The organism is Paraclostridium sp. AKS73 (assembly GCF_025671395.1).
Classification (GTDB): domain Bacteria; phylum Bacillota; class Clostridia; order Peptostreptococcales; family Peptostreptococcaceae; genus Paraclostridium; species Paraclostridium benzoelyticum.
The window spans coordinates 193639-209580 of the sequence record NZ_JAIXHU010000001.1 but is presented as its reverse complement, the minus strand read 5'-3'; the positions used below and the strand labels follow the sequence as shown (position 1 = coordinate 209580).

Below are 15942 nucleotides of genomic sequence, written 5' to 3'. Positions count from 1 at the left end.
CCTTATATTTTAACCTTTTTACTAATACGCTATTTTGAGATAGCTTTTTTTATTTATGCTTTTTTAAATATTACTTTCTCATCTATATCTTTTATAGTTTGACACCCCGTTAAAATCATAGTGGATTCAATTTCATTTATAACCTTCTTAACATACGTATCTACACCTTCACTAAGTCCTCCAAATGAAGCTGTTACGAATGGTCTTCCTATTAAAACTCCATCTGCTCCAAGTCCTAGCATTTTAACCACATCAACACCAGTTCTAACTCCTCCATCTGCAAGTATAGTAACCTGCCCTTTAACGACTGAAGCTATATCTTCTAATACATCACATACTCCTGGAGTATGATCTAATACTCTACCTCCATGATTAGATACAACTATAGCATCTACTCCAGCTTCTACGGCCATTAAGGCATCTTCCTTAGTCATTATACCTTTTAATATAATGGTAGGTTTGTAGATGCTTTTAAATCCTTTATAGCATCAATTGACTTTGGCTCTACAGTTTTCCCATGCATCGATAACGTAACTAATCCACATGCATCTATATCTACACCTACTGCAAATGCACCTGTCTCTTCAGCTAATTTAATCTTTCTTTTTATATCCGAATTCTCCCAAGGCTTTATAAATACTATTCCATTTCCATCAAATTCTTTTATTACTCTTAAATTTTCTATTAAAAATTCATCTACTGCAGTATCTCCTACCATAGGATAAATTTCATTTTTTAAACATCCATCTACAACACTAGTTATATATTCTCCTTCACTTAACTTACCACCCATATTAAGTGTTGTGCCTGTTATAGGCGCAGCAAATATAGGAGCTTTCATTTTCTTTCCAAACATCTCTATATTTGTGTCCGGATTTTTCACATTATGAATAACCCTCATATTTAATTTTACTTTATCTAAGCTTTCATAGTTTTCTATAAATGCACTTCCAGTCCCTTTTCCTCCCATTCCAGGAACTTCACTTGCACAAACTACTCCATTACAAACTTTGCAAACTCTACAACTTCCATTTAGATTTTCTCTTGCTTGTTTTAACATTTCTTTATAGTCCATAAAAATCTCTCCCTTAGCATAGTTTATAATTAAATTATATCACTATAATATATTTTTAAAAACTTCTTCTATGTATAGTTGTTATTCCATGCTCTCTAATAGCTTTGTAATGTTGGTCCGTTCCATATCCTTTATGAGAAGCAAACCCGTATTCAGGATACATTTTATCATATTCATACATTATGCTATCCCTTGTAACCTTTGCTAATATACTAGCTGCGGCTATAGATATAGATTTAGAATCTCCCTTAATAATTGATTTTTGATCTATACTCACATCTGGCACATGTGCCGCATCAACTAGTAAATAATCTGGAGTTTTCTTTAAGCAGTTTATAGCTTTTTTCATAGCCATATATGTTGCATTCAATATATTATATTTGTCTATTTCTTCTCTTTGAACTATACCTATTCCATAATCAAGAGCTTGATCTCTTATTATATCAAACAACTCATCTCTTTTAGCTTCGCTCAGTTTCTTAGAATCATTTATCCCTTCTATCTTAGTTCCTGGCTTAAAAACTACAACAGCTGCAACAACAGGGCCTGCTAATGGACCTCTACCTGCTTCGTCTATTCCTCCAATATATGTATATCCTTTTTCATATCCTTCATTTTCAAATGTGTTTATAAGTTCTAATCTTTCATTTTCCGCTCTTATTTTATCTAGTTTTTTAGCTAATTTTATAGCTATATTTTTAACTGATTTTCTCTCATCATCCTTTAAGATGTCTATATACTTTAAATACTCATCTGTACTTATCGAGTCAATAATTGCATTTATTTCCTTAACACTTTTATCTTTCATCTTTTATCTCCTTATTTTTTATCTTTACTTTATATTTTATCAAAAAATTAAAGTGCTTAATATAAATTTAAGCACTTTAATTTTAAATTTTATTAATTACACCCGCTGTATCCACACTTTAAGCAAATACTACATCCTCCTGTATTTGCCATTTGTTCATTTCCACACTCTGGGCATATGAATTTTTCATTTTTATCATCTTCAGTTACACATATTTCTTCTTTTAATTATTTTCTTCTTTTTCATTTTTAGGTTTTTCATTTATAAGTACTCCACTTCGTTTACATCCATCTCTAAATATAGTTACTCCTTTTAAGTTGTGTTTCCAAGCCTTAATATAAATCTCATACACATCTTCAACTGTCGTTTCGTAAGGAAGATTTATAGTGGATGAAATTGATGCATCAATATATTGCTGCCATGCTTGTTGCATTTTTATTCTATCTTCATAATCTAAATTCATAGCCGTTACAAATATATCAGGTAAATCTTTTTCATCAGTTATATTTTTTAAATCCATATACTCTTTTACTATAGGAGTATATACTTTGTAATATACATCTTCATCATGTAAACTTTCAGTTTTTCTTATATACGAAACATTAAATATAGGTTCAATTCCACCACTTATTCCCAACATAGTAGATATAGATCCAGTAGGTGGTATAGTTAGAAGTTGAGAGTTTCTAAGTCCATATAATTTAACTAATTCTTTTATCTCATCATCTATATTATCATTGAAAAATTTAGATTTTAAAATAGCTTCTTTTTTATATTCTTTAAACGGACCATATTCTTTTGCTAGTAATGACGACTGCTTAACTGCTTCATTTAGCATGGTTCTAGCTATGAATTTACATAGCTCTATTGATTTATCAGACCCATATCTCATATTCATTTTTATAAGCATATCTCCTATACCCATAACACCTAATCCTATTTGTCTATATTTATCAACACTTATCTTTTGTTCTTGTAATGGATGTAAGTCTAGTCCTTCATCTAAAACTTGATTTAGAGCTATTACAGATTCTCTAACGCAAGCTTTAAATTTATTAGTATCAAAAGTAGCACTTGTGCCAAATGGTTGTATCACAAACTCAGCTAAGTTTATTGACCCTAGCAAACAACTTCCTCCACTTGGTAACGGCTCTTCTGCACAAGGGTTTACTCCTGCATAATCAAATTCTTTATCCTCACTCATAAGGTGATGTTTCTTTATATTATCCCAAAATAATATTCCTGGCTCTGCATAGTCCCAATTATTTTTACATAATTTCATAAATAACTTTTTAGCGTCTATTTCCTTTATAACATGTTCATTATTTCCATCTACCATAAATTCACATCTGTAAGTTTCATTATTTTCAACAGCTTTCATAAACTCATCATTTATTCTAACTGATATATTAGCTTTTGTTACTTTAGTTAAATCTGTTTTTATATCTATAAAATCCTCTATATCTGGATGACTTACTTCAATAGAAATCATAAGAGCCCCACGTCTACCTCTTTGCCCTATTAATCCTGTAGTCATACTATATAACTCCATAAATGAAACTGCCCCAGTTGTATTTTTAGCAGAGTTATTAACCTTAGCGCCTCTAGGTCTTAATTTAGAGATATCGATTCCAACTCCACCTCCATAACTAAATGTTCTTGCAAGTTTTTTCGCTGTATCAAATATATCTTCTAAATTATCCTTTGGTGGTTCTAAAACGTAGCAATTTGAGTATGTAACTTTTAACCCATCTTTATATAATCCTCTATTAGCTAAAATTCTACCTGCAAATAGAAATTTTTTCTGTCTTATTAACTTACCGATTCTAGTATTTTTTGCAGATATTCTGTTTATCCATTCATCGAAGTTTTCTTTATTATATCTATACTTATTTTTCCATATAGATTTTTGTAATTCATCCATATCCCAAGGTTTTTTCTTATATTAGCTCTTTTTCTCTATATAAAATATAGTGTTTTGCCACATCTTTTCTATTAGACTCCATAAGCAATACTTCTACTAAATCTTGAATTTCTTCAACATTTAAACATTTATCACTGTTTTTAAAAATTTCCTCAACTTTATTTGCTATTTCATTTCCTAGGTTTTTATCTATTCCTTTTTCACTATTTATTGTAGATTTATAAACTGCATCTTCAATTTTTACTTTACTAAATTTTTCTATACTTCTATCCCTTTTTATGATTTTTTTCATACTATACCTCCAACGTATACATAAAAGTTTCCTTATATAAATACACTTTTTGTCTACTGTATTAAACATTATTTATATATTTTAATTTTAAATTAATATCTTATACTTAATTTTTAGTATAAAAAGTCGTTGATAATTTTATCAACGACTTTATGTTTTCTTATATTAAACTCTATTATTCATATTCTACACTCATGCAGTTATTTGTCTTAACAAAATTTCCTACTATTCCACCTACTATTGCAGGTACTATCCAGTTAAATCCTAATTTAGCAAATGGTAATAATTCTAAGAACGGTATGTGTACTGGCAATCCATAAGTACTAGATAATGAGTTAACTACACCTAATACACTTATTATTAAAGTTACATACGCTGCCCCTTTTATAGCATTATCATTTTTAATTTGATCTTTAAATAATGTTGTTATTACTAGTAGTATAGTTACTGGGTAAACCATATCAAGTATTGGTGCTGAGAATTTAATTATAGTATCAACTCCAAAGTTAGATACTATAGCACTGAATACACATACAACTATTACTACTACTTCATATTTTAATTTATTATTAGTAATTTTAGTAAAGTATTGTCCTGTAGCTGATGTTAATCCTATAGCTGTTGTTAAACAAGCTAGAGATACTATTATTCCTAGTATAGCTTTACCTGGATATCCAAGTAATTGTTCTGTTATTCCAACTATTAATGAAGCTTGAGATATTGAACTTATATCTTGTCCTGCAAAGTTTTGAGATATAGTTGCTCCTAAGAATGTAAGTCCTCCATAAACAAAACATAAAGCTATACCTGCTACTATACCTGCTTTTATTGTTAAACTCACTTTTTCTGAGTTACTTTCATAGCCTTTATTGTGTAAAGATGCAATTATTATAGTTGAAAGTGCAACTGCTCCTAACGCATCCATTGTTTGATATCCTTGTGATACTCCATTTGAAAATACGTTGTCTACTAAAGTGTCCGGGCTTATTTGTCCAAGTGGTGTTATTATACCTTTTATTATTAAAAGAGCTAACGCAACAAGTAATGCTGGTGTTAACACTTTTCCTATTATATCCACAACCTTAGATGGTCTTATTGTAAGTAATAACACTATTGCAAAGAATATTATAGAGAATATTACTGGAGATACAGAATTTCCTATTATAGGTTGAACACCCATTTCAAATGTTGTAGCTGCTGTTCTAGGTATTGCTAATAACGGTCCTAGACAAATCATTATAGCTATTCCTACAACTTTTGATAACGATTTTCCTGCTCTTCCTAAAATCTTATTAACATCTCCACCACATTTTGCTGCTGCTGCTATAGCTAGTAATGCAAGTCCTACGTCAGCTAATATAAATCCTGAGAATCCTGTCATCCAACTTTCACCAGATATAAGTCCTAAGAATGGTGGGAAAATAAGATTTCCTGCTCCAAAGAACATAGCAAAAAGTGCAAACCCCACTATAATTATATCTTTGTTCGTATTTTTCATATTAAAGCCCCCTAAAAATTTCTTTTTATTTAGATTAAATATTCTGAAAATATTATATAATACTTTTTTCTAACTGTCAATAATATTGTCAATATACACAATATTATGAATATTAAATCTAACTTTATATATTTTATGAAATTAGGTTGTTGCAAACATTCCAACTATTAAGTTAAATTTTATCATAAAAATTTTATTTTATAGCTTACCTATAAATGAAAAAAAATAGAGCTTAGACTTTATAAAAATAGGCCCTCTACAGTGAAATACTAGTTTTGAAGGATTCTATTTTTTATCTACTCTCTATTTATCAGCATAGACTTAGCAATCAATAATATCTTTAGGTACTTCTAAGGTTATTCTTCCAATTTTACCATCTCTAAATTCATTCAGAACTGTTGTTGCAATTCTTGTATAATCTAATTCATTTTTTCTCAAAATCAGACCTCTTTTAATTCCTATTTTATCCATAGTTTCTAAAGGAGTTTCTCCAAGCTCATCTAATTTATATCTTTCTTTTAATTTTTCTGGTTCTATTTCCATTAATTTATCTATTAATTTAAGACCTAAAGTATCTACGTCTAAAACTTCATCTTTTATCGCTCTACAAAATGCTAATTTTAAAGCTACTTCTTCATCTTCAAATTTAGGCCATAATATACCTGGAGTGTCTAATAGCTCTAAGTTACCTTTTAACTTAACCCATTGCTTACCTTTAGTTACTCCTGGCTTATCTCCTGTTTGAGTACTTTTTCTTCCTGTAAGTTTGTTTATAAGAGAAGATTTACCTACGTTTGGAATTCCAACTATCATTATTCTTATAGGTCTTTCTATTCTCCCCTTTTTAACTAAAGCTTCCATCTTTTCTCTAGTTTCATTTTTACATTCTTCTATTATTTTATTTACGCCTTTTCCCTTTAAAGTATCTACAGGTATAGCTTTTATTCCTCTTTTTTTGTAATAATCAACCCATTGATTTAATTTATTTTGATCTGATATATCACTTTTGTTTAAAACTACAACTCTTGGTTTATCTCCAACAAATCTATCTATATCAGGGTTTCTACTACTAAGTGGTATTCTTGCATCTAAAAGTTCTACAACAACATCGACTAATTTTAAGTTGTTTCTTACTAAGTCTTTAGTTTTTTCATATGCCCTGGATACCAGTTTATATGCAAACTATCATCTCTTAAATATTCATCTGTCATTCTTTGTATTTTCATATATTTTCTCCTTTTTCTAATATTAAAAACACAAATTATTTTATCTAAACTTATAATTTATATTATATTTATAAAAATTTATTTTAATCTAATTAATAGTAAAAAAGGAGACTGAAATCTCAGTCCCCTGTATAGTAAAGTTTATTATCTAGCTTCTTTTATCTTAGCAGCTTTACCTACTCTACCTCTTAAGTAGTTTAGTTTAGCTCTTCTTACTTTACCTTTTCTAGTTACTTCTATCTTCTCTAATTTTGGAGAATGAACAGGGAATGTTCTTTCTACTCCAACGTTGAAAGATATTTTTCTTACAGTGAAAGTTTCTCTAGCTCCTCCACCTTGTCTCTTTAATACAACACCTTCGAATACTTGTATTCTTTCTCTTTTTCCTTCAACTATTCTAACGTGTACTTTTACAGTGTCCCCAGGTCCAAAGTTAGGAACTTCATTTTTTAATTGCTCTTGCTCTAATGATCTTAATATTTCGTTCATTTTAATCCTCCTGGTATCATAGACGCTCTTAATTACTTGACCATTTGTAAGCAGAGGAACGCCCGTTTTATTTTTCAACAGATTTTATTATACTATATGTCCTATTTATTTACAAGCTTTTTTGTATAAATCAGGACGTCTTTCTTTAGTTATTTCAATAGATTTCTCATTTCTCCACTCATCTATTTTCTTATGATTTCCAGATAGTAAAACTTCTGGAACTTCCATTCCCATAAATTCTCTCGGTCTAGTATAATGAGGGTACTCTAATAAGTTATCTTTAAATGATTCTTCCTCAAAGGATTCATTTTGACTTAATACACCTGGTATAAGCCTTGAAATTGAATCTATAAGAATTAGTGCAGGAAGTTCCCCCCCTGTTAATACATAATCCCCTATAGATATTTCATCCGTAACTATAGAATCAATAATTCTTTGATCTATTCCTTCATAGTGACCACATAAAAGTATTACATCTTCAAATGTTGACATTTCACTAGCTATGTTTTGATTGTGAACTTCACCCTTCGGTGTTAAGTATATAACTCTAGGTTCTTTTATATCAAATTTATCTATAATATGTTTATATGTATCATATATTGGCTGTGGAGTCATTACCATACCTGCTCCACCTCCAAAAGGATAATCATCTACCTTTTTATGCTTATTAGTAGAAAAGTCTCTTATATTGTATATGTTTACTTCAATAATACCTTTTTCTACAGCTCTTTTCATTATACTCTCATTCATATAAGAGTTGAATATTTCTGGGAATAGTGTCATTATATGAAATCTCATAATATCACCTTAAAATTAATCTAACATTCCCTTTATAGGGTCTATTATCATTTTTCTTTCTTCTATATCTATCTCAGGTACAAACTTCATAACAGCTGGTATAAGATATTCTTTATTATCTTCACCTTTAATTACATAAACATCATTAGCTGCATATTGTAAAACATCATCTAATACACCTACATGTTTATTGTCTACTGTATAAACATCTATACCAATCATATCAGCAATAAAGAACTCGTCTTCATCTAATTCTTTTGACTCTTCTCTAGATACATAGATGTTTTTGTTAACTATCTTTTCAGCCATTTCTACTGTATCTATTCCTTTTATTTTCATTATAACTAAGTTACCTTTATATCTAACATTTTGTACTTTATATTCTGTATTAAGGTCTTTTCCTATATAAAAAGTATCCAAATCGTCATATCTATATATATCATCCGTTGTGGAGTAAATTCTTACTTCACCTTTTAAACCTTGTGTTTTTACTATTTGTCCTATTTTAAAATGAGTTAATTTATTTTCCATAATCTCACCTTCTTTAAAAATTATGCTTTATCTTTGCGCAATATATACACAGTATATACAAAAAGGACTAGGTTAATACCTAATCCTTTATATTATTTCAAGAGTAACCTTTTTGTGGTCTCTATTTGAAGCAGATTTTATAACAGTTCTTATAGCTTTAGCTATTCTACCCTGCTTACCGATAACCTTACCCATGTCATCAGGGGCTACTTTTAATTTTAAGATAGTTTCTCCATCATTAAAAGTTTCCTCTACTTCAACTGCCTCTGGATTATCGACAAGAGCCTTTGCTATATCTAGTACTAGCTCTTTCATATCAATTCACTCCTAAAAGAAAATTACTTAGCTTGCTTAGAAGCTTCGAACTTTTCCATTACTCCGTTGTTAACTAATAAAGTTTTAACTGTATCAGTTGGTTGTGCTCCACATCCTAACCATTTAACAGCTTTCTCATCGTTTATTTTAACTTGCTTTGGTTGAGATATTGGATTGTAGAATCCTATTTCTTCTATGAACTTTCCATCTCTTGGAGCTCTAGAATCTGCTACTACTATTCTGTAGAAAGGTTTTTTATTTGATCCCATTCTTTTTAATCTTATTTTAACTGCCATATCGACACCTCCGAAAATTTTTATCTTTTTGTTTTCTATTATTTAAAGAAAGGTAAACCGGCAAAGCCTCCCCTTTTCTTCATGCTTTTTGAGTTCCTGTAAACATCTTCATCATTTTTTCATCTCATCAAATTGCTTTATAAGTCTGTTTACATCTTGAACACTAGTACCACTACCTCTTGCTATTCTTTTCTTTCTTGAAGCATTTAAGATACTAGGATTTCTTCTTTCTTCTATTGTCATAGACTGTACGATTGCCTTAGTCCTAACAATTTCTTTATTATTCATATCGATGTCCCCAAGTTGGTCTTTGACTTGACCCATACCAGGAATCATTTCAATTACCTTGTTTAAAGGACCCATCTTTTGAATTTGTTCCATTTGTTCTAAGAAATCTTCAAAATCAAGATCTTGCTTTTTAATTTTGCTTTCTAATTCCTTAGCTTTTTCTAAATCTATATTTTCTTGAGCCTTTTCTATTAAGCTTAGGATGTCTCCCATACCTAATATTCTAGATGCCATTCTATCTGGATGGAAAGGCTCTAAGTCATCTAGCTTTTCTCCCATACCTATAAACTTTATAGGCTTTTGTGTTACAGCTCTTATTGAAAGTGCTGCTCCACCTCTAGTATCCCCATCAAGTTTAGTTAAAACTACTCCATCAACCCCAAGGGCATCATTGAAGCTTTGTGCAACATTAACTGCATCTTGTCCTGTCATAGAGTCTACAACCAATAGTATTTCGTGTGGCTTAACTTCAGACTTTATATTTTGTAACTCTTCCATTAAAGTCTCATCTATATGAAGTCTACCAGCTGTATCTATTATAACTAAATCGTGGTTATTTTTCACTGCATGATTATATCCAGCTTTTGCTATATTTACTGGACTTTCTTTATCTCCCATGCTAAACACTGGTATATCTAATTTTTCACCTACAACTTGTAATTGCTTTATAGCCGCAGGTCTATATATATCACAAGCCACTAGTAAGGGCTTCTTACCTTGCTTTTTAAAGTATCCTCCAAGCTTACCAGATGTAGTTGTTTTACCTGCACCTTGTAACCCTACCATCATTATAACTGTTGGTGGCTTTGGTGATATCATTATTTTACTTTGAACATCACCCATTAAACTTGTCAGTTCTTCATTAACTATTTTTATAACATGTTGTGCTGGTGTCAAGCTTTCCATAACATCTTGTCCAACAGCTCTTTCTTGAACTTTCTTAACAAAGTCTTTAACTACTTTAAAGTTAACATCAGCTTCTAATAAAGCTAGCTTAACTTCTCTCATAGCATCTTTAACATCTTTTCAGTAAGCTTACCTTTAGATTTTAATTTTCCTAAAGCGCCCTGTAGTTTATCTGCTAATCCTTCAAATATCATTTTAACATCTCCCTACATAAATCTTCTATATTTTCTACCTTAGGGATTAAATTAGCACAATCTCTATTTTGCAATAAATCTTGTTTAATGTCAACAACTTTATTATATATATCTTGTGTAATTTTTTCACGTTCTTTTGACTTTTTAACTAAGCCTAATTTTGCTTCATAATCTTTCAAAATTTTTTCAGAACGCTTTAATGTATCATATATTCCTTGTCTTGAAACACTTAGATTTTCACTGATTTCTCCAAGAGAATAATCTTCATTGTAATAAAGTGATACAATTTCTCTTTGCTTATCAGTTAGAAGCATTTTGTATTGTTCAAATAACAACCCAATTTCTACTAATTTTTCTAGATTCATTATTACACTTCCCACTTACTTTACTGTAAAGGTCAATTCCTTTACACATTGTATTTTATATCATACTAATAAAGTTGTCAACAGTTATTTTTAAAAGCTAATTAGTTCCCAAATAACGCATCTATAAATGCTTTTGAATCAAAATCTTGTAAGTCTTCTACTTTTTCTCCAACTCCTATAAGTTTTACAGGAACATCAACTTCAGATTTAACAGCTAAAACAACTCCACCTTTTGCCGTTCCATCTAATTTAGTTAATACTATTCCCGTTATATCAGCTACTTCTTTAAATGTTTTAGCTTGAGATACCGCATTTTGACCTGTTGTAGCATCTACAACTAATAAAACTTCTTTTTGCGCTTCTGGATATTCTCTATCAACTATCTTGAATACCTTCCCTAACTCATTCATTAAGTTAGTTTTGTTGTGAAGTCTTCCTGCTGTATCACAAATTAATACATCTGCTTTTCTAGCTTTAGCTGCTTTAACAGCATCAAATATTACAGCCCCTGGATCAGCTCCTTCTTGGTGCTTTATTATATCCACATTACTTCTATTAGCCCACACTTCCAATTGTTCTATAGCTGCAGCTCTAAACGTATCTCCTGCTGCAAGTATTACTTTTTTACCTTCTTTAGTGTATCTATTTGCTAGTTTACCTATTGTAGTAGTTTTACCTACTCCATTTACTCCTACCATTAATATTATACTTGGACCAGGCTCTATGTTTAATTTAGAATCTTCCTCTCCTAACATATCACATATTACAGATTTTAACTCACCTCTTACAGCTAAAGGATCTGTAATACCTTTAGTTTTATAGCATCTCTTAGTCCATCTATCATTTCCATAGTAGTGTTTACGCCAACATCTGCTGTTATTAGTATTTCTTCAAGTTCTTCAAGAAGGTCTTCATCTATTGTAGTGTATGAATTTAAAACAGCATCAATTTTATCTGTTATTCCTTGTTTAGCTTTAGTAAGTCCTTGTTTAAGTCTTGCAAATAAACCTTCTTTTGTAATTTCTTCTTCTACTTCTTCTACTTCTTCTACTTCTTCTACTTCTTCTACTTCTTCTACTTCTTCTACTTCTTCTACTTCTTCTACTTCTTCTACTTCTTCTACTTCTTCTAGCGAAGTTTCTTCAATTTTATCTTCATTGTCAATATCTATTATTTCTTCTTTGTTATCTGGATCTTCATCTAAATTGTGCTTTTCTTCCACTTTAAACTCTGCACCTTCAACTACAGTTTCTTCATCAGTAGCTGATTCTTCATTAGCTTCTTCAATTTGAGCTTCTTCTTCAACTACACTTTCTTCTTCTTTTTTCTTTCCAAATTTGAATAACTTCTTAAACATTTTGCCTCCTTATATTATATCTTCAGTTAATTTTTTAGCTTCTTTTAGATCTAGGCTTATTACCTTAGAGATTGCTTTTTCTTGCATTGTAACTCCATATATATAGTCTGCAACCTCCATAGTACCTCTTCTATGAGTTATAGATATAAATTGGGTATCTTTAGATAGTTCTTTTAAAAACTCTCCAAATCTATATATGTTTGCATCATCTAGTGGCGCTTCTATTTCATCTAGTATACAAAATGGAGTTGGCTTAGCTAATATTATTGAAAATAATATACTTATTGCAGTAAGTGCTTTTTCTCCTCCTGATAAAAGATTTAAATTTTTCATTTTCTTCCCAGGTGGTTGAGCTACTATTTCTATGTCACTTTCTAGAATATTATCTTTATCTACTATTCTAAGTTCTCCATTTCCTCCACCAAATAATTTTTTATAAACAACTTTAAAGTTTTCATTTATTAAAACAAAGTTTTCATTAAACTCTCTTTTCATATTTTCTTCTAGTTCTTTAATAAGTTTATATATAACTTCTATAGATTCTTCTAAATCTTTCTTTTGTTCACTATAAAAATCATACCTTTCTTTTATTTCTTCATATTCTTTTATAGAGTCTATATTTACATTCCCAAGACTTTTTATTTGTCTTTTTAGGTTTTCTAGCTCTTTTTTATCAATAACTACAGATTCATCTTTTAATGCCTTTGCTTCCTCTAGGCTTAATTCGTATTCTTCTATAAGTTTAGCTATATAATTTTCTTTAGATGATCTTAGTCTTTCTATTTTATTTTCTATCTTAAATAAACTTTCTTTGACTTCTATATACTGTCTATCTATATTTTTAGATTCAGTATTTATAGCGTCTCTATTTTTCTTAATAGAATCTTTTTGTTCTTTTGCAGACTTAATTTTTTATTTTCATCTATAATTTGATTCTCCAAGTTTTCTTTTTCTGAAGTTTCAATTTTAATCTGATCTTGAATTTTAACAGTATTAAATTTACTTTCTTCAAGTTGTTCTTTTGTAGTTCTAAGGACATCATTTTGTGATTTTATTTCTTTTTGAATTCTATCTATATCCTTTATTGTAGCTTGGTGAATTTGATTTAATTTAGCATATTCTATATTCAAATCGTCAAATCTGCTTTTATCTACTTCATAACCATCATTTATTTCTTTTAATTTTGAATTTAATGTATCTATTTCATTTTTGTTTAACAAATGCTTTTGTTCTATTTCATTTATATTTTCTTTTAATGACTTAGTTTTTGTTAGTGTATATTCTAAATTTTCACCTAAACTTAACTTCTCATTTTCAAATTTATTTAAGTTATTGCTTAAATTTAAAACTTCATCATTTGCACTTTTTATGTTTGCATTAATAACAACTACACTTTTATCATTTTCACGTAATTCATTATTTATTGTTTCAATTTTTATAAGCTTTGAATCTATAGAACCTTTTAAATTGATTTTTTCTTGTTCTAATAAATTCAATTTTTCTTGTTCTTTTTGTATGTTATCTTTAAACTCTTCTATCAATCTTTTTCTTGAAAGTATATTTCCATTAGTTCTTACTGTTCCTCCAGTTAAAGATCCTCCTGGATTTAGAATTTCTCCATCTAAAGTTACAACTTTATATCTATGGTTAGTTTCTCTAGCAAACTTTATAGCTTCATCCATACTTTCTATAACTATAGTTCTTCCTAAAACATTTTCGATTATATTTTTATACTTTTCATCAAACTTAACTAATTCACTTGCTATCCCTATGTATTTAGCACTGCTTTTTATTGCATTTTTATCTATTTTATTGGATTTAATTATATTTAAAGGTAAGAATGTAACTCTTCCTAAATTATTTTTCTTTAAGTAGTTTATAGCATTTTTAGCGCTATTTTCATCTTTAGTTATTATATTTTGCATATAACTTCCAAGTGATGCTTCTAGTGCTTTTTCATATTTTTGACTAGATGATATAACCTGACCTAGTGCTCCATATATACCCTCTAAATTTTTATTCTTTAACACTTCCTTTACACCTTTATTAAATCCTTCATAGTGCTTTTCCATATCAGTGTATATGTTTAATTTAGAGTTATATTCATTTATTTTAAGTTTAGAGCCTTGTATATCACTACTTATTTTGTCATATTCTATTTTCAGAGAATTTACCTTTTTATTAATATCTTCAAATTCTTGTTTTAAGTTTTCTATTAAACTTAATTTTTCTTGTTTTTGAGAATTAAATTTTGATATTTCATCTTTTTTATTGCATATATTTTTTTGTATATGTTCTATATCTACATCTATAGTTTTAGTTCTATTTTCTATATTCTCAATATTTGCATTTAAAGTAGATAGTTTGTTCGCACTATTTTGTTTAACATCCAATAAGTTTATTATTTCATCTTTTAAAGTTTCAATAGTTTGACTTACTTTGTTTATGTCTTTCTTTTTGTCTTTATTTTTTAATTCAACTTCATCTATTTTATTTTCTATATCTTTTAAATTTCTAAAAGCATTATTTTTACTTTCATTTAATTTTTCTAATTCTAGATTGTCATCATTTATCTTTTTATTTATATAACTAATTTCATTTGTGTACCTTTGTATATCACTGTTACAATTTTTTATCTTTTCATTAAGAACGCTGAGTTCTGAATATTTTTTGTTTATTACACCTTTTATAGTGTTTATATATTCAATAGTTTTGTTTATTTTAACATCAATTTCTTCAAGTTCTTCATCACAATCAGTTATAGATTTTTCTAAAGTTTCTTTTTTAGATTTAACTGAAACCATTTGATCTTTAAGTACTTTATCATGATTTAATGTTTCTTTTGCTTGAGCCTCTAATTCTTCAATTTCACTTATATAACTATTTACTTCAATCTTTTTTAATTCTTCTTTTATTTCTAAATATTTTATAGCTTTTTTCTGTTGAGTTTCTAAAGGTTTTAACTGATTCTCTATCTCAACATATATATCTTCTATTCTATTTAAGTTTTCTTTTGTATTCTTTAGGTTTCTTTCCGCTTCTTGTTTTTTATATCTATATTTTGATATTCCACAGGCTTCATCAAATACTTTTCTTCTATTTACAGGGTTATTACTTAAAATTTCGTCAACTTTACCTTGTTCTATTATAGAATATCCATCTTTACCTATTCCTGTATCTAATAGTAATTCTTTTATATCCTTTAATCTACACGACTTATTATTTAAGAAAAACTCACTTTCCCCACTTCTGTAAGCTCTTCTTTTTATAGTAATCTCACTATATTCTATGTCTAATTTTTTGTCACTATTGTCTATAGTTAATGCTACCTCACAATAGTTCATTGCTTTTTTCGTGTCTGTTCCGGCAAATACTACATCTTCTAGCTTATCGCCTCTTAAACTTTTTATACTTTGCTCCCCTAATACCCATCTTACTGCATCTGATATATTACTTTTTCCACTTCCATTTGGACCAACTATAGCTGTTATACCTTCGTTAAAAAGCACATCTGTCTTAGTTGGAAAGGATTTAAATCCTTTAAGTTCTAATCTTTTTAAATACAATACCTTTCTCTCCC

The 15942-nt window shown here is 29.0% G+C and carries 8 protein-coding genes and 6 pseudogenes; all 14 read right to left on the bottom strand.

Annotated elements, in window-relative coordinates; translation table 11 throughout:
• Positions 1–53 precede the first annotated feature (53 nt).
• Positions 54–1075: pseudogene (locus LEQ07_RS22325) on the bottom strand (alpha-hydroxy-acid oxidizing protein).
• A 55-nt stretch (positions 1076–1130) separates the two neighbouring features.
• Entirely contained in the window at positions 1131–1883 is a 753-nt protein-coding gene (locus LEQ07_RS01270) for a ribonuclease HII (protein ID WP_263329234.1), read from the bottom strand.
• Between the two features lie 92 nt (positions 1884–1975).
• Positions 1976–4099: pseudogene (locus LEQ07_RS01265) on the bottom strand (adenosylcobalamin-dependent ribonucleoside-diphosphate reductase).
• A gap of 175 nt (positions 4100–4274) precedes the next feature.
• On the bottom strand, positions 4275–5597 hold the full coding sequence (gene brnQ / locus LEQ07_RS01260) for a branched-chain amino acid transport system II carrier protein (RefSeq protein WP_046822578.1): 1323 nt from the start codon (positions 5595–5597) through the stop codon (positions 4275–4277).
• Positions 5598–5918: 321 nt separating this feature from the next.
• Positions 5919–6808 (bottom strand): annotated as a pseudogene (gene ylqF / locus LEQ07_RS01255) (ribosome biogenesis GTPase YlqF).
• Positions 6809–6967: 159 nt separating this feature from the next.
• Positions 6968–7312, bottom strand: coding sequence for a 50S ribosomal protein L19 (rplS, locus tag LEQ07_RS01250; RefSeq protein ID WP_021429647.1), 345 nt, complete (start codon positions 7310–7312; stop codon positions 6968–6970).
• Between the two features lie 105 nt (positions 7313–7417).
• A complete protein-coding gene (trmD, locus tag LEQ07_RS01245) occupies positions 7418–8110 on the bottom strand; it encodes a tRNA (guanosine(37)-N1)-methyltransferase TrmD (RefSeq protein WP_247011971.1) in 693 nt (230 codons plus the stop codon).
• A 15-nt stretch (positions 8111–8125) separates the two neighbouring features.
• Positions 8126–8641, bottom strand: a complete 516-nt coding sequence (gene rimM / locus LEQ07_RS01240) for a ribosome maturation factor RimM (RefSeq protein WP_035115311.1) — start codon at positions 8639–8641, stop codon at positions 8126–8128.
• 87 nt (positions 8642–8728) lie between these two features.
• Positions 8729–8956: a KH domain-containing protein gene (locus LEQ07_RS01235; RefSeq protein WP_021429642.1), complete on the bottom strand. Its 228-nt coding sequence runs from the start codon at positions 8954–8956 to the stop codon at positions 8729–8731.
• Between the two features lie 23 nt (positions 8957–8979).
• A complete protein-coding gene (gene rpsP / locus LEQ07_RS01230) occupies positions 8980–9252 on the bottom strand; it encodes a 30S ribosomal protein S16 (protein ID WP_021429667.1) in 273 nt (90 codons plus the stop codon).
• Positions 9253–9290: 38 nt separating this feature from the next.
• Positions 9291–10640: pseudogene (ffh, locus tag LEQ07_RS01225) on the bottom strand (signal recognition particle protein).
• Entirely contained in the window at positions 10637–11005 is a 369-nt protein-coding gene (ylxM, locus tag LEQ07_RS01220; RefSeq protein ID WP_021429599.1) for a YlxM family DNA-binding protein, read from the bottom strand. The pseudogene ffh and the gene ylxM overlap by 4 nt, the downstream one beginning before the upstream one ends.
• A 101-nt stretch (positions 11006–11106) precedes the next feature.
• Positions 11107–12362, bottom strand: a pseudogene (gene ftsY, locus LEQ07_RS22320) (signal recognition particle-docking protein FtsY).
• A gap of 9 nt (positions 12363–12371) precedes the next feature.
• Positions 12372–15928, bottom strand: a pseudogene (gene smc, locus LEQ07_RS01205) (chromosome segregation protein SMC).
• Positions 15929–15942: the final 14 nt, after the last annotated feature.